We start from the raw sequence: 20,004 nt of genomic DNA, 5'->3' as shown, positions 1-20,004 counted from the left end.
ATGGTAGCGCAGATGGCAGCGGGGGAGGTGGTTGGTGTCTTCGCTGACGCCATCGCTGGCAAGCCAGCTCCCACATTAGAAATGCGTTCCCTGTGGGAGCTGGCTTGCCAGCGATGAGGGCCTGTCAGGCGCCGACGATCCCGCCATCTTCGCGGGTAATCGCCATCACCGACGAGCGTGGCTTGCCATTCGGCAGATGCTCAGGAAACGTCGAACCACCGTTCTCCCACATTAGAAATGCGTTTCCCTGTGGGAGCTGGCTTGCCAGCGATGAGGGCTTATCAGGCGCCGACGATCCCGCCATCCTCACGGGTAATCGCCATCACCGACGAGCGCGGCTTGCCATTCGGCAAATGCTCCGGGAACGTCGAACCACCGTTCTCCCCCGGATGCTGAATCCCGACAAACAGCGTCTTCTGATCCGGCGAGAAGCTGATCCCCGTCACCTCACAACCAATCGGCCCGACCATGAACCGGCGAATCTCACCGGTCTTGGGATCGGCGCAGAGCATCTGGTTATTGCCCATTCCGGCAAAGTCGCCAGCGTTGCTCGAATCGCCGTCGGTGAGAATCCACAAGCGGCCAGCCTTGTCGAAACCCAGACCATCCGGGCTGTTGAACATGTTTTGCGGGGTGATGTTCTTCGAACCGCCCTTCGGCGTCCCGGCATGCACACCCGGATTACCGGCAACCACAAACAGATCCCAGGCAAACGTCTTCGAAGCGTGATCGTCGCGGTCGGTGCGCCAGCGCAGGATCTGCCCGTAGACGTTCTTCTCGCGCGGGTTCGGCCCGCCGACGGGTTGGCCGTCTTCGCCGCGTTTGGCGTTGTTGGTCAGGGTGCAATAAACCTGGCCGTCCTTGGGGCTGACGACGATCCATTCGGGGCGGTCCATACGCGTGGCGCCAACCACGCTGGCGGCAAGGCGCGCATGGATCAGCACTTCGGCCTGATCGGCAAAACCACTGCTGGCGTCGATGCCGTTTTTGCCGTGGGTCAGTTCGATCCACTGGCCCTGGCCTTTCGGGTGGTCGGGGTTGCTGTCGCCGTTGTCGAATTTGGCCACGTACAAGGTGCCGTGATCGAGGATGTCGCGGTTGGCCTTGGCGTTGCGATGGTTGATGCGGTCACGGCTGACGAATTTGTAGATGAACTCGCCACGCTCGTCGTCGCCCATGTACACCACGGCGCGACCGTCATCGGTCTCGGCCAGTGCGGCGTTTTCATGTTTGAAGCGGCCCAGCGCGGTGCGTTTGACCGGGGTCGATTTCGGATCGAACGGATCGATCTCGACCACCCAGCCGTGACGGTTGAGTTCATTGGGGTTTTTCGCCATGTCGAAGCGCGGGTCGTACGGGTGCCAGTTGATTTCGCGGCTGGCGACCGACACGCCGTAGCGCTTTTGCGCCGGGTCGAACTGCTGCTGGGCGTTGCTGCTGCCGAAGCAGTCGGTAAAGTTTTCTTCACAGGTCAGGTAAGTGCCCCACGGGGTTTTACCGTTGGCGCAGTTCTGGAAGGTGCCGAGGACTTTCTTGCCGTGCTTGTCGGCAGCGGTCTTCATCAGATCGTGGCCGGCTGCCGGACCGCTGATGCGCAGCGGCGAGTTGCCGTGGATGCGGCGGTTGTAACGCGAGCCTTGAACGAACTGCCACTGACCGTTCTTGCGCTGTACCTCGATCACCGACACGCCTTCGCAGGCCAGTGCCTTGCGCACGTCTTCGGCCGACTGCGGCATGCCGCCGTGCGGGTAGAGGTAGCGGTAGTTGGTGTATTCGTTGTTGATCGCCATCAACGCGCGGTTGCGATCGTCAGGGAAGGCGAACAGGCTCATGCCGTCGTTGTTGTCGCCGAACTGCACTTCTTGTGCGGCGGCGGTGCCGTTGCCGCTCGGGTCGAAGGCCGGGCCGTTTTTCTGCAATGGCTGGCCCCAACTGATCAGCACCGAAGACTTGTAGCCTTTGGGCAGGCTGATCACGTCAGTGGTGGCCGCCGGAATGCTCTCGAAACCGAGCAGGCGGCTGTTGCCAGCGCTGACGCCGGTGGCCAGTGCGCTGCGGCTCAACAGACTGCCGCCGAGGAACATCGCCGCGCCGCACAACGCGCCGGCGCCGATGAAGCCGCGACGGCTGAGGCCGACCATTTTTTCCAGGTCAGTCGATTGGTTTTCTTCTAATAGGCTCACATCAGGCTCCCTGCTTGGTTTTGGCAGCCACCTTAATGAGCGTCGATGACGCTTTCGTTGCAGCGCCCGACTAGAGCGGCGTACCGATGAGCACGTTGGACGGTGAGAACTGCACCTGCACCGCTTGCCCGACGATCAGACCACGGGTGCGCAAGTCCAGCGGCTCAGCCAGAGCGCAGAGGGTATGGCCGTTGGGCAGGGTAATGCGCACTTCGCTGGGGCCGTCCTCGGCATCGAGAATGGCTTCGGTGGTGCCGGTGAGAAGATTGTGACCAGACGTTGCAGGTTGTTCGACGGTCAGCAGTTCGAGCCAGCCGGCCTTGATCAGCGCCACCACTTCGGTACCGGCCTGCAGTTCCAGATGCACGGTGCTGTCGTGGGTGATTTGCGCGTCGAGGTGCAGGCCTTCGGCGAGTTCGAGGCGGATCAGGTCATTGCGACCCTGACTTTCAATCGCCACAACCTTGCCGTGCAACTGATTGCGTGCGCTGGTGCGGAGCATCAAACGACCGAGCAGATCGAGGTCGCTGGCGTCTTCCGCGGCTTCCAGCACCTGGGCCTGCAAGGCTTGCAGCTTTTGATAGAGGCGCAATACCCGTTGGCCTTCGCTGGACAGTTTCGCGCCGCCGCCACCCTTGCCGCCGACGGCACGCTCCACCAGCGGTTTTTGCGCGAGGTTGTTCAACTCATCGATGGCATCCCACGCCGCTTTGTAGCTCAGGCCGGCGCTTTTTGCGGCGCGGGTGATCGAGCCCTGTTCGGCGATGTGTTGCAGCAGGGCGATACGCTGCGGACGGCGGACGATGTGCTGGGACAACAGGGAAGGCATGGACATGAATGGGGGCTTTTTAGCTGTGGCGGTGGGAAGTGAAGTTGGCCGCTTGCAACGCCAGAGTCAAGCCAAACCCAATCCCTTGTAGGAGCTGCGGCACGCTGCGATCTTTTGATCTTTAAAAACAAGATCAAAAGATCGCAGCGTGCCGCAGCTCCTACAGGGGGGATGTGTTGGCTTCAGGTTCCGGGTTTTGGTGTGCGGGCCAGGCAATAAACATCAACTCTTGCTGCGCCGGCATTCATCAACAATCGGGCCAACGCTTGGGCCGTGGCGCCGGTCGTCAGCACATCATCGATCAACGCCAGATGTCGGCCCTTCACCTGTGCATCGGGATTGAGGCTGAAGGCTTGCAGCAGATTGCGTTTACGCGCCTTGGCGTCGAGATCCTGCTGGGCGCTGGTGTTCTGCAGCCTGCGCAGGACCTGCTCCTCGCACGGCAGATCAAGGGACTTGCCCAGCCATCGCGCCAGCATCGCAGCCTGATTGAAACCACGCTGACGCAAACGTTGTTTCGCCATCGGTACCGGCAACAGCGCCTCCGGTCTTGGTACGTCCTCTTCGAAGCGATGTTGCAGGTATTGCCCGAGAACGTCGGCGAGCAGGTGGCCAAACGGCCATTTCGCGTTGTGTTTAAAGCGCGTTATCAAACTGTCCACCGGGAAACCATACAGCCACGGCACGACGACCTGTTCGAACGCTGGAGGCTCTAGCAGGCACTCACCACATGTCATGTCCGCCGCCGCCAGCGGCAGCGCGCAGGTGATGCAGTGATCACCCAGCCATGGCAGTTCGGTCTCGCACGCCACGCACATTGGCATTTCTGCGTCTGCGGGCTCATCGCACAACAAACAGATTTGTACGTTTTTTAAACAGATGTAAACCGACTCTTTGTATGGTGGTTGACAGCGCATGACTCTTCCTTAAATATGCCGAACATCCGTGTAGCGCCTGTGGGTATTCCGTTTCCCCAGTCGCCAGCCAAGCATAACCAAGGAATTACCCATGAGCGCGAGCACCACCGCCACCCTGCGTCACGACTGGTCACTGGCCGAAGTCAGAGCCCTCTTCGTACAGCCATTCAACGACTTGCTGTTCCAGGCGCAAACGGTGCACCGCGCACATTTCAACGCCAACCGCGTTCAGGTTTCGACGCTGTTGTCGATCAAGACCGGCGCCTGCCCGGAAGACTGCAAGTACTGCCCGCAGTCCGGTCACTACAACACCGGCCTTGAAAAAGAAAAACTGATGGAAGTGCAGAAAGTCCTCGAAGAGGCGGCACGCGCCAAGGCCATCGGCTCTACGCGGTTCTGCATGGGCGCGGCGTGGAAGCACCCGTCGGCCAAAGACATGCCGTACGTGCTGAAAATGGTTGAAGGCGTGAAAGCCATGGGCCTGGAAACCTGCATGACCCTCGGCCGTCTCGATCAGGATCAGACCGAAGCGCTGGCCAAGGCCGGCCTCGATTACTACAACCACAACCTCGACACCTCGCCGGAGTTCTACGGCAGCATCATCACCACCCGCACTTACAGCGAGCGCCTGCAAACGCTGGCCTATGTACGTGAATCGGGGATGAAAATCTGCTCGGGCGGGATTCTCGGCATGGGCGAGTCGCTGGATGACCGCGCCAATCTGCTGATCCAGTTGGCCAACCTGCCGGAACACCCGGAATCGGTGCCGATCAACATGCTGGTGAAGGTCGCCGGTACGCCGCTGGAAAACGCCGAAGACATCGACCCGTTCGACTTCATCCGCATGCTCGCCGTGGCCCGTATCCTCATGCCGCAATCCCACGTGCGCCTGTCCGCCGGCCGCGAAGCGATGAACGAGCAGATGCAGGCCCTCGCTTTCTTCGCTGGCGCCAACTCGATTTTCTACGGCGACAAGTTGCTGACCACTGCCAACCCGCAGGCCGACAAGGACATGCAACTGTTTGCGCGCCTGGGCATTCAGCCGGAAGCGCGTGAAGAGCATGCCGACGAGGTTCACCAAGCGGCGATCGAGCAGGCATTGGTTGAACAGAAGAGCAGCGAGCAGTTCTACAACGCCGCCGTCTGATCGCCCCACGGATTTCATGTAGGAGCTGCCGAAGGCTGCGATCTTTTGCTGTTGTTTTTAAAAAGACAAGATCAAAAGATCGCAGCCTGCGGCAGCTCCTACAAAGTTGTTTTTTACTGTCGAGGCCTGCATGTCTTTCGATCTCGCCGCACGCCTTGCTGCCCGTCGTGCCGAAAATCTTTATCGCCAGCGCCCGCTGCTTGAATCCCCGCAGGGGCCTGAAGTGGTGGTCGACGGCAAACCGTTGCTCGCCTTCTGCAACAACGATTACCTCGGTCTGGCCAATCACCCGCAAGTGATCGAAGCCTGGCGCGCCGGCGCTGAGCGCTGGGGTGTCGGTGGCGGCGCTTCGCACCTGGTCATCGGCCACAGCGGCCCGCACCATGCACTCGAAGAAGCCTTGGCCGACCTCACCGGTCGCCCGCGTGCGCTGCTGTTTACCACCGGTTACATGGCCAACCTCGGTGCGGTCACCGCGCTGGTCGGGCAGGGCGATACGGTGCTGGAAGACCGCCTCAATCATGCTTCGCTGCTGGATGCCGGTTTGTTGTCCGGTGCGCGTTTCAATCGCTATTTGCACAACGATGCGCAAAGTCTGGCCAAGCGCCTGGAGAAAGCCACCGGCAACACGCTGGTGGTCACCGACGGCGTGTTCAGCATGGACGGCGACCTGGCCGACTTGCCGGCACTCGCCCGCGCAGCCAAGGCCAAAGGCGCGTGGCTGATGGTCGATGACGCGCACGGTTTCGGCCCGCTTGGTGCGAATGGCGGCGGCATCGTCGAGCATTTCGGACTGAGTCAGGAGGACGTGCCGGTGTTGGTCGGCACCCTCGGCAAAGCCTTCGGCACGGCTGGCGCTTTCGTCGCGGGCAGCGAGGAGCTGATCGAAAGCCTGATCCAGTTCGCCCGCCCATACATTTACACCACCAGCCAGCCCCCCGCGTTGGCCTGCGCGACGCTGAAAAGTCTGGAGTTGCTGCGCACCGAGCATTGGCGCCGGGCGCATCTGCAAACGCTGATCCGTCAGTTCCGCCAAGGCGCCGAGCATATCGGCCTGGAGCTGATGGACAGCTTCACGCCGATCCAGCCGATCATGATTGGCGACGCCGGGCGCGCGGTGCGCTTGTCGCAGATGTTGCGCGAGCGCGGGCTGATGGTTACTGCGATCCGTCCGCCAACCGTGCCTGCCGGCAGCGCGCGTTTACGTGTGACCCTGACCGCCGCCCACAGTGAAGCGCAGGTGCAGCTATTGTTAGCAGGACTGGCCGATTGCTTTGCCCAACTTTCGTCGGAGCCAAGCCATGCGTGATCGCCTGATTCTGCTGCCCGGTTGGGGCCTCGGCGTATCGCCGATGGAGCCCTTGGCGGCGGCGTTGCAAGGTCTCGATGCACACCTGAAAGTCGACATCGAGCCGTTACCCGAGCTGGATTCCCGCGATCTGCAAGACTGGCTCGACGAACTTGATGAGCGCATTCCTCAGGACGTGTGGCTCGGTGGCTGGTCGTTGGGTGGGATGCTCGCCTGCGAATTGGCGGCGCGGCGTGGCGAGCGTTGCTGCGGATTGCTGACGCTGGCGAGCAATCCTTGTTTTGTTACCCATGAGCAATGGCCGAGTGCGATGGCGGGCGAGACGTTCGACGCGTTTCTCGCCGGTTGCCAGGCCGACCCGCGCACGACCCTCAAACGGTTCTCTTTGCTGTGTGTTCAAGGCGCGCAAGACCCGCGCGGCCTGTCGCGATTGCTGCTCGGCGGTGCGCCGAATACGTCGCCGTCAGCATTGATGGCCGGGCTGGAGCTGCTTGCGCAAATGGATACTCGCGATGCGCTGCAGGCGTTTCGCGGGCCGCAGTTGCATCTGTTCGCCGGGCAGGACGGTTTGGTGCCGGCGGAAGCAGCGGGGGCGTTGTTCGCCTTGTTGCCGGATATCGAAATTGGTCTGATCGAACAGGCCAGTCATGCGTTTCTTCTGGAAGACCCCCACGGACTGGCGGGTGCGATCCAGGCTTTTTTACATGAGTGCGGTGATGACTGATTTGTCTCTTGTGCTGCCTGGCGGCTTGCCTGACAAGCGTCAGGTCGCGGCCTCTTTTTCTCGCGCGGCGGCCAGTTACGACAGCGTCGCCGAGTTGCAACGTGATGTCGGTACACAGTTGATTCAGCGCTTGCCGACGGAGTTTGTACCGGCGCGCTGGCTGGATCTCGGTTGTGGCACGGGATACTTCACCCGCGCGTTGGCTTCGCGGTTTGCCGAGAGCCACGGTGTGGCGCTGGACATTGCTGAGGGCATGCTCGAGCACGCACGTCCGTTGGGTGGTGCGCAGCATTTTATTGCTGGCGATGCCGAGCGGCTGCCGTTGCAGGATTCGACCTGCGACCTGATCTTCTCCAGCCTCGCGGTGCAGTGGTGTGCGGATTTCGAAGCAGTGCTCAGCGAGGCCTTTCGCGTACTGAAACCGGGCGGAATTTTTGCGTTTGCTAGTCTTTGTGTAGGGACGCTGTTTGAGTTGCGCGACAGCTGGCGGCAGGTCGACGGGCTGGTGCACGTCAACCGCTTCCGCGAGTTCGCTCGCTATGAGCAAATGTGCGCGGCCAGCGGTTTACGCACGTTGAGTCTGGAGAAACAGGCGCACGTGCTGCATTACCCGGATGTGCGCAGCCTGACCCATGAATTGAAAGCCTTGGGCGCACACAATCTGAATCCGGGACGGCCGGGCGGTTTGACCGGGCGCGCGCGGATTCTCGGCTTGGTTGAAGCTTACGAGCAGTTCCGTGAGGCGTCGGGGTTGCCGGCGACTTATCAGGTGGTCTACGCCGTGTTGGAGAAACCCGTATGAGCGCAGCCTATTTCATCACCGGAACCGACACCGATGTCGGCAAGACCACGGTTGCCGCGGGGTTGCTGCACGCGGCGCGGTCGGCAGGCTTGAGCACGGCGGCAGGCAAACCGGTGGCGTCCGGGTGCGATGTCACGCCCAAGGGTTTGCGTAATTCGGATGCGCTAGCGCTGCTGGCCGAGTGTTCGGTGCCGCTGACTTATCAACAGGTCAATCCGGTGGCGTTCGAGCCGGCCATCGCGCCGCATTTGGCGGCGCGTGAAGCGGGTGTGGCGCTGACCGTGCAATCGTTGTTGGCGCCGATGCGCGAGATTCTGGCCATGAACGCCGATTTCACCTTGATTGAAGGCGCGGGTGGCTGGCGCGTGCCGTTGGCGGATCAGGATAATTTGTCGGATTTGGCGATTGCGTTGAAGCTGCCGGTGATTCTGGTCGTCGGTGTGCGACTGGGTTGCATCAGTCATGCGCTGCTGACAGCTGAGGCAATCGCCCGTGATGGCCTGCAGTTAGCGGGGTGGGTGGCGAATATCATTGATCCAAAGACCTCGCGGCTGGAGGAGAATCTGGCGACATTGGCTGAGCGGATTCCGGCACCGTGTCTGGGGCGCGTGCCGAAACTCAAGGTTTTGAGCGCAGAAGCAGTGGCCGATCATTTACAGCTGGATTTGCTCGACTAAGCTTTTCTCTATGGGCAGGCACTGTGCCATTAGTGTTTTTGACGGGTGTTTTTCTGACACCTCTGCTTCAATGGCAGCCATTGATCCTTCCCAAGGATGAGAACCGTTATGGAAATCTCCGGTAACACAGCTTTTTATGCCGGTCTGAGCTCGATTCAGAGCGGGCAAAACCGCGTCGATCAGGCTGCCAGCCAGATTGCCAATAATACGATTGAACGCTCGGTGATCAGCCAGTCGTCCGAAGTGCAGGTCGATCGTCTGCGTGGCGTGGATCGTGCTCAGCAATCTGATCTGGCCAGCAATATGGTCGAGATGTCTCAGGGCAAGCTCCAGGCGGAGCTGGGCGTGAAGGTTGCCAAGGCATCCGATGAAATGCTCGGGACAATCATCGATACATTTGCCTGATTTTTTGCCATCAGTTTCCTGAACGCCGCGCCTTGTCGCGGCGTTTTTCGTTGTAAGTCCTTCTCCCTCAACTAATCTTTTTTCAGCGCCGATGACTCGCCTGAGCCAATGGCGGTTTGCTGTGCCCAGCGTTTACCGGACGTGATGACGAACGGCAAAAGATCGATGCTTGACAAGATTTCGGCGTAAACGTATGTTTCAAACAACTGTTTGACCGTCACAACAAATCAACGCGGTCGTTCATTCCCGGTTACATCAGCAGAGGTTTATCGCTATGCCTGACTACAAGGCCCCCTTGCGTGATATTCGCTTCGTTCGTGACGAGCTGCTCGGCTACGAAGCGCACTATCAGAGCCTTCCGGCTTGCGCAGACGCAACTCCGGACATGGTTGACGCCATTCTCGAAGAAGGCGCCAAGTTTTGTGAGCAGGTACTGGCACCGCTGAACCGCGTGGGCGACCTCGAAGGTTGCACCTGGAGCGAGTCCGGCGTGAAAACCCCGACGGGCTTCAAAGAGGCTTACAAGCAATTCGTTGAAGGCGGCTGGCCAAGCCTGGCGCACGACGTCGAGCACGGCGGCCAAGGCCTGCCGGAGTCGCTGGGTCTGGCCGTAAGCGAAATGGTTGGCGAAGCCAACTGGTCGTGGGGCATGTACCCAGGCCTGTCGCACGGCGCGATGAACACCATCTCCGAGCACGGCACGCCTGAGCAGCAAGAAGCCTATCTGACCAAGCTGGTTTCCGGCGAATGGACCGGCACCATGTGCCTGACCGAACCGCACTGCGGCACCGACCTGGGCATGTTGCGCACCAAGGCCGAACCTCAGGCCGACGGCTCCTACAAGGTTTCCGGCACCAAGATCTTCATCTCGGCCGGTGAACACGACATGGCCGATAACATCGTCCACATCGTGCTGGCCCGCCTGCCGGACGCACCGGCTGGCACCAAAGGCATCTCGCTGTTTATCGTTCCAAAGTTCATGCCGAACGCTGATGGCACCGTCGGTGAGCGCAACGCAGTGACATGCGGTTCGCTGGAACACAAGATGGGCATCCACGGCAACGCCACTTGCGTGATGAACTTCGACGGCGCTACCGGTTACCTGATCGGCCCGGCGAACAAAGGCCTGAACTGCATGTTCACCTTTATGAACACCGCACGTCTGGGTACCGCGCTGCAAGGTCTGGCCCACGCCGAAATTGGTTTCCAGGGCGGCCTGAAATACGCTCGCGATCGTCTGCAAATGCGTTCGCTGACTGGCCCGAAAGCGCCGGAAAAAGCCGCTGACCCGATCATCGTTCATCCTGACGTACGCCGCATGCTGTTGACCATGAAGGCGTTCGCCGAAGGCAACCGTGCGATGGTGTACTTCACCGCCAAACAGGTCGACATCGTCAAATACGGCGTCGATGAAGAAGAAAAGAAGAAAGCCGACGCACTGCTGGCTTTCATGACCCCGATCGCTAAAGCGTTCATGACCGAAGTCGGTTTCGAATCCGCCAACCACGGCGTTCAGATCTACGGCGGCCACGGCTTCATCGCCGAGTGGGGCATGGAGCAGAACGTTCGCGACAGCCGCATTTCGATGCTGTACGAAGGCACCACCGGTATCCAGGCACTCGACCTGCTCGGCCGTAAAGTGCTGATGACGCAAGGCGAAGCCCTGAAAGGCTTCACCAAGATCGTCCACAAGTTCTGCCAGAACAACGAAGGCAACGAAGCCGTTGCAGAATTCGTCGCACCGCTGGCGGCAATCAACAAGGAATGGGGCGAGCTGACCATGAAGGTCGGCATGGCCGCCATGAAAGATCGCGAAGAAGTCGGCGCGGCCTCCGTGGACTACCTGATGTACTCCGGTTATGCCTGCCTGGCTTACTTCTGGGCCGACATGGCGCGTCTGGCCGCTGAAAAGCTGGCAGAAGGCACCGGCGATGCTGCGTTCTACACCGCCAAGCTGCAAACCGCGCGCTTCTACTTCCAGCGCATCCTGCCGCGTACCCGTACGCACGTGGCGACCATGCTGTCGGGTGCCAACAACCTGATGGACATGAAAGAAGAAGACTTCGCACTGGGCTACTAAGCCTTAACGCAGTCTCTTGAAAAACCGCTGCGCCTTCGGGTGCAGCGGTTTTTTTTTGCGTTGGATTTATCCCCGACTCTGGGGACGATTCCCCAGCAGAAACGGTGGCTGCCAGCGCGCTGTCCCCGCGTTTATTGATTCAAAATGTTTCCAAGTAAGATGGCCAATTAATTGCACTGCCCGGATTAACCGGCGCTCATGAGAAATCCTGTGCTGTTCCACGACGCCTCTCGCCCGGCAAAACGCATAACAACAACCGTCAGGGTGAAGCACATGAACATCAGCCGACTTGTCTGGCTACCCCTCGCACTCGCAGCCTCCGGCGCAATGGCCGCAACGCCCGCCGAAGTGGATCCGCCAGTACCGGAAGTGCCGAGCCTGCAATCGCTGCGTGGCATGCTGCCGCCCGATCCGTCGGGGACAGAAGGCGGGCGCAAGGTGGACTTGATGACCGACTACGTGCTCAACCGCTCCGCCGCGATTCTGCTCGGCAAAGCGCTGTTCTGGGACATGGAAGTCGGCAGCGATGGCGCCACCGCGTGCGCGTCCTGCCACTATCACGCTGGCGTCGACCACCGCATCACCAACCAGCTCAACCCCGGCCAGGCACACACCAACGCTAACGTCGCCTCGATTTTCAACAAGCCCTTCGTGGCCTCCGACATATCCGGTGACGTGGCGTCCTACGCGACCTTGTCCGGCGGCAAGGGCGGGCCGAACTACACGCTGAAGAAAACCGACTTCCCGACCCATGTGCTGAGCAATCCACTGGAACGCAATTCGCCGATCGTCTATTCGAGCGATGACGTGATCGGCTCACAGGGCGTGTTCGACGCCAATTTCGTCAAACCCAACCAGCCGCGCTTCGACAAATGCACCCAGCAGCCCGACGGTATTTTCCAGGTCGGCGGCATCAACGTGCGCCGCAGCACCGGGCGTAACGCGCCGTCGGTGATCAACGCGGCGTTCAACGTGCGCAATTTCTGGGATGGCCGCGCGAATAACGTGTTCAACGGCTTCTCGCCGTTCGGCAACCGCGATCCCGATGCAGGGATTTACGTAACCGCCGAGCGCAGCACCGTGGCCAGCAAAGTCCGGCTGGCGCTTAACGACGCTTCCGCCGCATCGCAAGCAGTAGGCCCGCCGGGCAGCGGGGTGGAGATGTCCTGCGGCGGCCGTACTTTCGCCGACATCGGCCGGCGCATGCTCGATCAGTTGATGCTCAAGCAACAACGGATTTCCTCCAACGATTCCGTGCTCGCCTCGGTGTCCGGCGCGCGGCGCCCGACCTATCGCGAACTGATCAAGAACGCCTTCCAGCCACGCCTGTGGAACGCCACGCAAAACGTGCTGGTGGGTGGTGCGCCGTATACGCAGATGGAAGCCAATTTCCCGTTGTTCTTCGGTCTGGCGATTCAGATGTACGAATCCACGTTGATCTCCGATCAGGCGCCCATCGATGCTTACCTGCAAGGCGATTCAACCGCCATGAATGCGCAGCAGGTCCAGGGCATGAGTCTGTTTCTCGGCAAGGGTAAATGTGTGAACTGCCATGGCGGTGCGGAGCTGACCAATGCCGCCAGCCGCCTGTTGATGCACCCGCGTGAACGCATCGAGCGCATGGTCATGGCCGACAACCTCACCACGCTCTACGACAACGGTTTCTACAACACCGGCGTGCGCCCGACTTCCGAAGACCTCGCGCTTGGCGGGACAGATGCCTGGGGCAATCCGTGGTCATTCAGCCGTCAGTACAACAAGCTGTTGCAGGGCGCCAGCATTGCCGATCCGCTGGATGTCGACGTCTGCACCTTCGAAGCACCGCTGAGCGCAGCGATTCCGTGCGACGCCACGCTCAAACCCAACGTCAACTTCCGCGATTCGGTCGATGGCGCCTTCAAGACGCCGACCCTGCGCAACATCGCGCTGACCGGGCCGTACTTTCACAACGGCAGCCGCGCGACGCTCAAGCAAGTCATGGAGTTTTATAACCGCGGCGGTGATCGCCGTGGCGAGGACGCCAACAACACCAGCGGTTTCGAGCATCCTTCGGCGAATCAGCACAACACCTCGAACCTCGATCCTGACATGACCAACCTCAACCTGACCCCGGATGAGATCGATGCACTGGTGAAATTCATGGAAATCGGCCTGACCGATCCGCGCGTGGCCTGGGAGCGGGCGCCGTTCGATCATCCGTCACTGGTGATTCCGCAGGGCCATGTCGGCGATGAAAATGTCGTGACTCAGCGTCCGGCCAGTCCGAAGGTCACGACGCGGCAAGCAGCGGATGCTTCGCTCAATCTCAAGCCCTACGGTGCCGAGGGACGGAGCCCGGCGGAGGGGCCATTGCTGCCGTTCTATAACGATCTGTAAGAGTTTTTTCCAAGGCTGGCCATCAGTCATGGTGGCCAGCACACCGCGCAGGGCAAAAAACTTGGCAAAACGCTCAGATAGTCGGGTTTTCTGCCGTTAAAGAGACTGGCTGTGATCTGGATCACATTGTGTGCTTAACTGGCCACATTGCAGGCACAATGCCATCTTTTTTGCCATGACGGGTCGGAGCTTTACCCTTGCCGCGTTCTTCCGCTGTACGTTTCAGTCATTTCTTACCTTCGCTGCTGTTGTTACTCGCGGGGTTGGCGGCTGCGTACGTCAAAGACCTCAACGTGTTCTTCACTTCGCTGTTCAACGTGTTGCCGACGTTGGTGCTGTTGCTGGGTGGCGCTTACTGCGCGGTATACCGACGTCAGCGCGAACTGTTTCTGATGCTCACGGTGTACATCGCCTACTTTCTGCTCGATACCCAGACCGACTATTACCGCGACAACGGCAAAGTGCGCGAAGACGCCGCCGTGGTCTTCCATCTGGTCTGTCTGCTCTTGCCGCTGCTGTTTGGCCTGTTTGCCGCGTGGCAGGAGCGCACGCACCTGTTTCAGGACATGGTCGCGCGCTTCGCCGTTCTACTCGCGTTTGGCAGCGTGGCGTTGGGGCTTGAGCAAAGTTATCCCCAGGCGCTGTTGATGTGGCTCTCGGAAATCCGCTGGCCGGCGCTGCACGGCGCTTGGATGAGCCTGATCCAGCTGTCCTATCCGGTATTTATCTCGGCGTTCCTGCTCTTGGCCTGGCAGTACTGGCGCAACCCGCGCCCGCTGCACGCGGCCCAACTGGTCGGCCTGCTCGGCGTGTTCTGGATGCTGCCGAAAACCTTCATCCTGCCGTTTACCCTGAACATCATGTGCAGCCAGGTGATGTTGATGATCGCCGCCGCCGTTGCGCACGAGGCTTATCAAATGGCCTTCCGCGACGAACTCACCGGTCTGCCGGGGCGTCGCGCACTCAACGAACGCATGCAGCGCCTCGGCCGCAACTATGTGCTGGCGATGAGCGACGTCGACCACTTCAAGAAATTCAACGACACCCACGGCCACGATGTTGGTGACCAAGTGCTGCGTCTGGTCGCCAGCAAGCTGTCGAAAATCAGCGGTGGCGGTAGGGCGTATCGCTATGGCGGTGAGGAATTCGCCCTGGTGTTTGCAGGCAAAACCCTTGAAGAGTGCATGCCGCATCTGGAAGTGATTCGCGAGTCGATTGCGTCCTACAACATTCAACTGCGCAATCAGGAAAACCGCCCGAACGACGACCAACAAGGACGTCAGCGTCGCGCCGGCTCGGGTGCTTCGAGCGTGTCGGTGACGGTGAGTATCGGCGTCGCCGAGCGCGTTGAGCAGCGCAACCCCGAGCAAGTCCTGAAATCAGCCGACGAGGCGCTCTACAGCGCCAAAGGCGCAGGGCGAAACTGCGTCGTCGCGTTCGGCCAGAACCGCCGTGGCGCGGTGCGCATGGGCACGGCCGCAGGTTGAGTGATGACGGCGCATTCAGCGTCTGCACAATGATTGTCGGGCGTGGTGGCCGGCAGTAGGTTGAGGAATCTGCTGACGGAGAAGCCACCATGCCTGAATACAAAGCTCCCCTGCGCGACATGCGCTTTCTGATCGACCACGTCTTCGACTTCCACGCCAACTACGCCGCCCTCGGCGCGGATGACGCGAGCCCGGACATGATCAACGCGATCCTCGAAGAGGGCGCGAAGTTCTGCGAAAACGTTCTGGCGCCGCTCAATCGCAGCGGTGACGAGGAGGGCTGCCATTTCGACAACGGTGTGGTGACAACGCCTACAGGCTTCAAGCAGGTTTTCGCACAATATGTCGAAGGTGGCTGGCATGGTCTGGCGGCAGATCCGACCTACGGCGGCCAGGGTCTGCCGAGTTCGCTGGGGTTGGTGATCAGCGAAATGGTCGGCTCCAGCAACACCTCGTGGGGCATGTACCCGGGCCTGACCCACGGCGCGATGTCGGCGATCCACGCCCACGGCAGCGCCGAGCAGAAAGAAACCTACCTGAGCAAACTCACCGCCGGCCAGTGGACCGGCACCATGTGCCTGACCGAAGCCCACTGCGGCACCGATCTGGGCATCATCAAGACCCGCGCCGTGCCTCAGGCTGACGGCAGTTATGCGGTCACCGGCAGCAAGATTTTCATCTCCGCCGGCGAGCACGACATGAGCGACAACATCATCCATCTGGTGTTGGCGAAACTGCCGGACGCGCCAGCCGGGACCAAGGGCATCTCGCTGTTTATCGTGCCGAAGTTCTTGCCGGACACGGCGGGCGAAGCGGGCGAACGCAACGGTGTTTCCTGTGGTTCGATCGAACACAAGATGGGCATCAAGGCTTCGGCCACCTGCGTGCTCAACTTCGATGGCGCCAAGGGCTACCTGATCGGCGAGCCGAACAAGGGCCTCAACTGCATGTTCACCATGATGAACCACGCGCGCCTCGGCACCGGCATGCAGGGCTTGTGTCTGGGCGAGGCAAGCTTTCAGGGCGCGATCAAATACGCCAACGACCGCTTGCAGATGCGCTCACTGACCGGCGCCAAAGCCCCGGACAAAGTCGCCGACCCAATCATCGTCCACCCCGACGTGCGGCGCATGTTGCTGACCATGAAAGCCTTCAACGAAGGCAACCGCGCACTGACCTACTTCACCGCGCAGTTGCTCGATACCGCACATCTGAACAGCGACGCCGACGCGCGCCAGGAGGCTGAAGACCTGCTGGCGTTTCTCACGCCGATCTGCAAAGCGTTCATGACCGACAGCGGGCTGGAAGTGACCAACCTCGGCATGCAGGTATTTGGCGGCCACGGTTTTATTCGTGAATGGGGCATGGAACAGTTGGTTCGCGATTGTCGGATTGCACCGATTTACGAAGGCACTAACGGCATTCAGGCGCTGGATCTGCTCGGGCGCAAGGTGCTCGGCAGTCAGGGCAAATTGCTGCGCGGCTTTACCAAAATCGTCCACAAGTTCTGCGCGACCAATGTTGACCATCCGCAGTTGGGCAGTTTTGTTGCGCAGCTCAACGAGCTGAATCAGCAGTGGGGCGACCTGACCATGAAGGTCGGCATGGCGGCCATGAAGAACCCTGATGAAGTGGGCGCGGCGTCGGTGGATTATCTGATGTACAGCGGTTACATCATTCTCGGTTATCTGTGGTTGCGCATGGCGTGGGTGGCGCAGGCGCAATTGGAGGCGGGCGAGGGCGAGGCGGATTATCTGCGCGGGAAATTGGCGACGTGCGAGTTTTACTTCAAGCGCTTGTTGCCACGTACGGCGGCGCATCGGGCGGCGATTGAGGCGGGGAGTGATTGTTTGATGAAGTTGCCGGCGGAGTTGTTTGCGCTTTAAAGAAGATCAAAAGATCGCAGCCTTCGGCAGCTCCTACAGGGAATTTGGGGTTGGCGGGGCTGCGATTTTTTGTGGTGACTAAAAATAACAAATCAGTCACCGGTTGACCCTATGTGTCGCAAAAGTTGTTGAGGTACACTCGGGCTCAACGAAAACATCATTCCACGAATCACCGTTTAGATCTTGCGAGGTTTGCCATGGCTGACTACAAAGCGCCGCTGCGCGATATGCGCTTCGTCCTCAATGAAGTGTTCGAGGTCGCCAAACTCTGGGCCGAACTGCCGGCACTGGCCGAGACCGTCGACGCCGAAACCGTTGAAGCCATTCTCGAAGAGGCCGGCAAGGTCACCAGCAAAAGCATCGCGCCTTTGAGCCGTGCCGCTGACGAAGAAGGCTGCCATTGGGCCGACGGCGCCGTCACCACCCCGGCCGGTTTCCCACAGGCTTATCAGACTTACGCCGAAGGCGGTTGGGTCGGCGTGGGCGGTGATCCAGAGTTCGGCGGCATGGGCATGCCCAAAGCCGTGTCGGCGCAAGTTGAAGAAATGGTCAACTCCGCCAGCCTGTCCTTCGGTCTGTACCCGATGTTGACCGCCGGTGCCTGCCTGTCGATCAACGCCCACGCCAGCGAAGAGCTGAAAGCCGCGTACCTGCCGAACATGTACGCCGGCATCTGGGCCGGTTCGATGTGCCTGACCGAGCCGCACGCCGGCACCGACCTGGGGATTATTCGTACCAAGGCTGAGCCTCAGGCCGACGGTTCCTACAAGGTCAGCGGTACCAAGATCTTCATCACCGGTGGCGAACACGACCTCACCGAAAACATCATTCACCTGGTGCTGGCGAAACTGCCGGACGCCCCGGCGGGCCCTAAAGGCATCTCGCTGTTCCTCGTGCCGAAGTTCATGGTCAACGCCGACGGCAGCCTCGGCGCGCGCAACCCGGCGAACTGCGGTTCGATCGAACACAAGATGGGCATCCAGGCCTCCGCGACCTGCGTGATGAACTTCGACGAAGCCGTGGGTTATCTGGTCGGCGAGCCGAACAAAGGCCTCAACGCGATGTTCACCATGATGAACTACGAGCGTCTGGGCGTCGGCATCCAAGGCCTGGCGACCGGCGAGCGCTCTTATCAGAACGCCGTTGAATACGCGCGCGACCGTCTGCAAAGCCGTTCACCGACGGGCGCGCAAAACAAAGACAAAGTCGCTGACCCGATCATCGTCCACCCGGACGTGCGGCGCATGCTGCTGACCATGAAAGCCTCGAACGAAGGCGGCCGTGCGTTCTCCACTTACGTGGCGATGCAACTCGACACCGCCAAGTTCAGCGAAGACGCCGCGACCCGCAAGCGTGCCGAAGATCTGGTCGCGTTGCTGACGCCGGTGGCCAAAGCGTTCCTCACCGATCTCGGTCTGGAAACCACCGTGCACGGCCAACAGATTTTCGGTGGCCATGGCTACATCCGTGAGTGGGGCCAGGAACAACTGGTGCGTGATGTGCGCATCACCCAGATCTACGAAGGCACCAACGGCATTCAGGCGCTGGATCTGGTCGGTCGCAAGATCGTCGGCAGCGGCGGCGCGTTCTACAAGCTGTTCGCTGACGAGATCCGCCACTTCACCGCGACTGCCAGCGCCGATCTGGGCGAATTCACCAAGCCGCTGAACGATGCCGTCGACACCCTCGACGAGCTGACGTCGTGGGTACTGGATCGGGCGAAAAACAACCCGAACGAAATCGGCGCGGCCTCGGTCGAATATCTGCAAGCGTTCGGCTACGTTTCCTACGCTTACATGTGGGCACTGATGGCCAAAGCTGCGCTGGGCAAAGAAGCGCAGGACGATTTCTACGCCAGCAAGCTCGGCACCGCACGCTTCTACTTCGCCCGTCTGTTGCCGCGCATTCACTCGTTGAGCGCGTCGGTGAAGGCTGGCAGCGAGTCGCTGTTCCTGCTGGATGCGGCGCAATTCTGATGATGTAACGTCATGTAAGCATTCTCTTACATGACGTGCTGCTGTTCTCCCATAGTCGGAAATTGGATCCAGAGCTAATCTACATTTCATGGACGTCGCGCAGGAAGCGCAAAGCAACAACACGGACACGTAGGATTCTGCCAGGGTGGCGGAGTGAAATGGATGTCAGGGAAACAGTCTGCAAAGCCCCGCTTCGGCGGGGTTTTCTTTTGCCTGCAGAAAAGTAGTCAGGCCAGCGGATCAAGCGTTGGCTTCATCTCGCGTTCCATCACTTCTTCCAGCAATGTCCGCAAAAGAGCCAACGAGGCCTGCTGGCGCTGCACATCGCGACACACCAGACCCACCTTCAGCGGCACCCGTGGCTCGCTCAGCGGTTTCCACAGCAGATCCTGATCGTCGTATTCCTTCTGCGAACGCCCAGGCAGCACCGTCGCCAATTTGGTGTGCGGCAGACTGTCGAGAATCCCCACCATATTGTTCAGTTCGGCCTGCACTTGCGGGCGCCGTCCCAAGGCTGTGAGTTGCGCCTGCCAGATCTGGCGGATCTGGAACTCCTCGCCCAACAGCAGCATCGGCAATTCGGCGGCCTGGCGCATCGAGACTTTCTTGAATTCGCGCAACGGATGATCCGCCGGGATCACCAGCGTCAGTTCGTCTTCATAGAGCATCACGCCATGCAGGCCCGGTTGGCGCGGCGGCAGATAACTGATGCCAATGTCCAGCGACCCGTTGAGCAGGCGCCGCTCGATCTCAAGTCCAGTCAATTCATAAATCTGCACCACCAGATGCGGCTGCGCCTTGCGCACCCGCTCAAGCATTTGCGGCACCAGACTGGTGTGAACCGTTTGCAGTACGCCGATCGCCAGCGTGCGCAAGGCCTGTCCCTTGAAGTTGCCCAACGCCTCGCGTGCCCGTTGCAAACCATCGAGCAGCGGCAAGGCATGGTTGTACAAAGTGTGTGCGGCGAGGGTCGGCAGCAGACGTTTGCTGCTGCGCTCGAACAGCGTGACGTCGAGGTTCTGCTCAAGTTGGCGGATCTGCTGCGACAACGCTGGCTGCGAGATCGACAGGCGCTCCGCCGCCCGGCCGACATGGCCCTCTTCGTAGACCGCGACGAAATAACGCAGTTGTTTGAAATCCATAAGTAATGCTTATCGAAAATGCTGAGAAATCGAAATGGCCCGAAGCCGTCAGTGCGCCTAGTCT

15 protein-coding genes are annotated in these 20,004 nt (G+C 60.3%); 11 read left to right on the top strand and 4 right to left on the bottom strand.

All coding sequences use genetic code 11. The features are described from left to right. Positions 1 to 281: 281 nt before the first annotated feature. The 3 genes from ACQ4MY_RS16515 to ACQ4MY_RS16505 all read right to left on the bottom strand — a co-directional run bounded on the left by ACQ4MY_RS16515 (position 282) and on the right by ACQ4MY_RS16505 (position 3,929). Positions 282 to 2,183 (bottom strand): PhoX family protein, encoded by a 1,902-nt coding sequence (locus ACQ4MY_RS16515; protein ID WP_440095845.1) that lies wholly within the window; start codon positions 2,181 to 2,183, stop codon positions 282 to 284. A gap of 70 nt (positions 2,184 to 2,253) precedes the next feature. Beyond that, on the bottom strand, positions 2,254 to 3,018 hold the full coding sequence (locus ACQ4MY_RS16510) for a TOBE domain-containing protein (RefSeq protein WP_440095844.1): 765 nt from the start codon (positions 3,016 to 3,018) through the stop codon (positions 2,254 to 2,256). 176 nt (positions 3,019 to 3,194) lie between these two features. Then, positions 3,195 to 3,929 carry a ComF family protein gene (locus ACQ4MY_RS16505; protein ID WP_440095843.1) on the bottom strand — a complete coding sequence of 245 codons (735 nt, stop codon included), beginning with the start codon at positions 3,927 to 3,929 and terminating at the stop codon, positions 3,195 to 3,197. Positions 3,930 to 4,020: 91 nt separating this feature from the next. On the opposite strand from ACQ4MY_RS16505, the gene bioB reads away from it, so the two are divergent. The 11 genes from bioB to ACQ4MY_RS16450 all read left to right on the top strand — a co-directional run bounded on the left by bioB (position 4,021) and on the right by ACQ4MY_RS16450 (position 18,798). Then, positions 4,021 to 5,076 carry a biotin synthase BioB gene (bioB, locus tag ACQ4MY_RS16500; protein WP_008084274.1) on the top strand — a complete coding sequence of 352 codons (1,056 nt, stop codon included), beginning with the start codon at positions 4,021 to 4,023 and terminating at the stop codon, positions 5,074 to 5,076. Positions 5,077 to 5,206: 130 nt separating this feature from the next. Beyond that, complete coding sequence (gene bioF / locus ACQ4MY_RS16495) at positions 5,207 to 6,385, top strand: 8-amino-7-oxononanoate synthase (RefSeq protein WP_440095842.1); 1,179 nt, start codon at positions 5,207 to 5,209, stop codon at positions 6,383 to 6,385. After that, complete coding sequence (locus tag ACQ4MY_RS16490; protein WP_440095841.1) at positions 6,378 to 7,109, top strand: alpha/beta fold hydrolase; 732 nt, start codon at positions 6,378 to 6,380, stop codon at positions 7,107 to 7,109. Before bioF ends, ACQ4MY_RS16490 begins: the two co-directional genes overlap by 8 nt. Continuing rightward, the gene (gene bioC, locus ACQ4MY_RS16485; RefSeq protein ID WP_158828761.1) at positions 7,102 to 7,911 is read left to right on the top strand and encodes a malonyl-ACP O-methyltransferase BioC; all 810 of its coding nucleotides are present in this window, start codon (positions 7,102 to 7,104) and stop codon (positions 7,909 to 7,911) included. The genes ACQ4MY_RS16490 and bioC overlap by 8 nt, the downstream gene beginning before the upstream one ends. Then, complete coding sequence (bioD, locus tag ACQ4MY_RS16480; RefSeq protein ID WP_158828763.1) at positions 7,908 to 8,588, top strand: dethiobiotin synthase; 681 nt, start codon at positions 7,908 to 7,910, stop codon at positions 8,586 to 8,588. Before bioC ends, bioD begins: the two co-directional genes overlap by 4 nt. Before the next feature lie 108 nt (positions 8,589 to 8,696). After that, complete coding sequence (locus ACQ4MY_RS16475) at positions 8,697 to 8,993, top strand: pyrroloquinoline quinone biosynthesis protein PqqE (protein WP_158828765.1); 297 nt, start codon at positions 8,697 to 8,699, stop codon at positions 8,991 to 8,993. A 274-nt stretch (positions 8,994 to 9,267) separates the two neighbouring features. Beyond that, entirely contained in the window at positions 9,268 to 11,073 is a 1,806-nt protein-coding gene (locus tag ACQ4MY_RS16470) for a phenylacyl-CoA dehydrogenase (RefSeq protein WP_008085151.1), read from the top strand. A 273-nt stretch (positions 11,074 to 11,346) separates the two neighbouring features. After that, the gene (locus ACQ4MY_RS16465) at positions 11,347 to 13,449 is read left to right on the top strand and encodes a cytochrome-c peroxidase (RefSeq protein WP_440095838.1); all 2,103 of its coding nucleotides are present in this window, start codon (positions 11,347 to 11,349) and stop codon (positions 13,447 to 13,449) included. Positions 13,450 to 13,646: 197 nt separating this feature from the next. Then, positions 13,647 to 14,936 carry a GGDEF domain-containing protein gene (locus tag ACQ4MY_RS16460; RefSeq protein WP_008085156.1) on the top strand — a complete coding sequence of 430 codons (1,290 nt, stop codon included), beginning with the start codon at positions 13,647 to 13,649 and terminating at the stop codon, positions 14,934 to 14,936. A gap of 89 nt (positions 14,937 to 15,025) precedes the next feature. Next, positions 15,026 to 16,822, top strand: a complete 1,797-nt coding sequence (locus ACQ4MY_RS16455) for an acyl-CoA dehydrogenase C-terminal domain-containing protein (protein ID WP_440095837.1) — start codon at positions 15,026 to 15,028, stop codon at positions 16,820 to 16,822. A gap of 197 nt (positions 16,823 to 17,019) precedes the next feature. After that, entirely contained in the window at positions 17,020 to 18,798 is a 1,779-nt protein-coding gene (locus tag ACQ4MY_RS16450; protein WP_440095836.1) for an acyl-CoA dehydrogenase C-terminal domain-containing protein, read from the top strand. A 227-nt stretch (positions 18,799 to 19,025) separates the two neighbouring features. Here ACQ4MY_RS16450 and ACQ4MY_RS16445 read toward each other — a convergent pair whose 3' ends face one another. Further along, positions 19,026 to 19,940, bottom strand: coding sequence for a LysR family transcriptional regulator (locus ACQ4MY_RS16445; protein WP_008085162.1), 915 nt, complete (start codon positions 19,938 to 19,940; stop codon positions 19,026 to 19,028). Positions 19,941 to 20,004: the final 64 nt, after the last annotated feature.

It is taken from the genome of Pseudomonas sp. SM4 (assembly GCF_051913165.1).
In the GTDB taxonomy this organism is placed as follows: Bacteria; Pseudomonadota; Gammaproteobacteria; order Pseudomonadales; family Pseudomonadaceae; genus Aquipseudomonas.
The sequence above is the reverse complement of the archived record's forward strand: the minus strand, read 5'-3'. Positions and strand labels throughout refer to the sequence as shown.

What these genes read in the sequence shown, in the direction of transcription:
- ACQ4MY_RS16510 (WP_440095844.1), bottom strand. Translation starts at nt 3,018, where the DNA reads ATGTCCATGCCTTCCCTGTTGTCCCAGCACATCGTCCGCCGTCCGCAG.
- ACQ4MY_RS16505 (WP_440095843.1), bottom strand. Translation starts at nt 3,929, where the DNA reads ATGCGCTGTCAACCACCATACAAAGAGTCGGTTTACATCTGTTTAAAA.
- bioB (WP_008084274.1), top strand. Translation starts at nt 4,021, where the DNA reads ATGAGCGCGAGCACCACCGCCACCCTGCGTCACGACTGGTCACTGGCC.
- bioF (WP_440095842.1), top strand. Translation starts at nt 5,207, where the DNA reads ATGTCTTTCGATCTCGCCGCACGCCTTGCTGCCCGTCGTGCCGAAAAT.
- ACQ4MY_RS16490 (WP_440095841.1), top strand. Translation starts at nt 6,378, where the DNA reads ATGCGTGATCGCCTGATTCTGCTGCCCGGTTGGGGCCTCGGCGTATCG.
- bioC (WP_158828761.1), top strand. Translation starts at nt 7,102, where the DNA reads ATGACTGATTTGTCTCTTGTGCTGCCTGGCGGCTTGCCTGACAAGCGT.
- bioD (WP_158828763.1), top strand. Translation starts at nt 7,908, where the DNA reads ATGAGCGCAGCCTATTTCATCACCGGAACCGACACCGATGTCGGCAAG.
- ACQ4MY_RS16475 (WP_158828765.1), top strand. Translation starts at nt 8,697, where the DNA reads ATGGAAATCTCCGGTAACACAGCTTTTTATGCCGGTCTGAGCTCGATT.
- ACQ4MY_RS16470 (WP_008085151.1), top strand. Translation starts at nt 9,268, where the DNA reads ATGCCTGACTACAAGGCCCCCTTGCGTGATATTCGCTTCGTTCGTGAC.
- ACQ4MY_RS16465 (WP_440095838.1), top strand. Translation starts at nt 11,347, where the DNA reads ATGAACATCAGCCGACTTGTCTGGCTACCCCTCGCACTCGCAGCCTCC.
- ACQ4MY_RS16455 (WP_440095837.1), top strand. Translation starts at nt 15,026, where the DNA reads ATGCCTGAATACAAAGCTCCCCTGCGCGACATGCGCTTTCTGATCGAC.
- ACQ4MY_RS16450 (WP_440095836.1), top strand. Translation starts at nt 17,020, where the DNA reads ATGGCTGACTACAAAGCGCCGCTGCGCGATATGCGCTTCGTCCTCAAT.
- ACQ4MY_RS16445 (WP_008085162.1), bottom strand. Translation starts at nt 19,940, where the DNA reads ATGGATTTCAAACAACTGCGTTATTTCGTCGCGGTCTACGAAGAGGGC.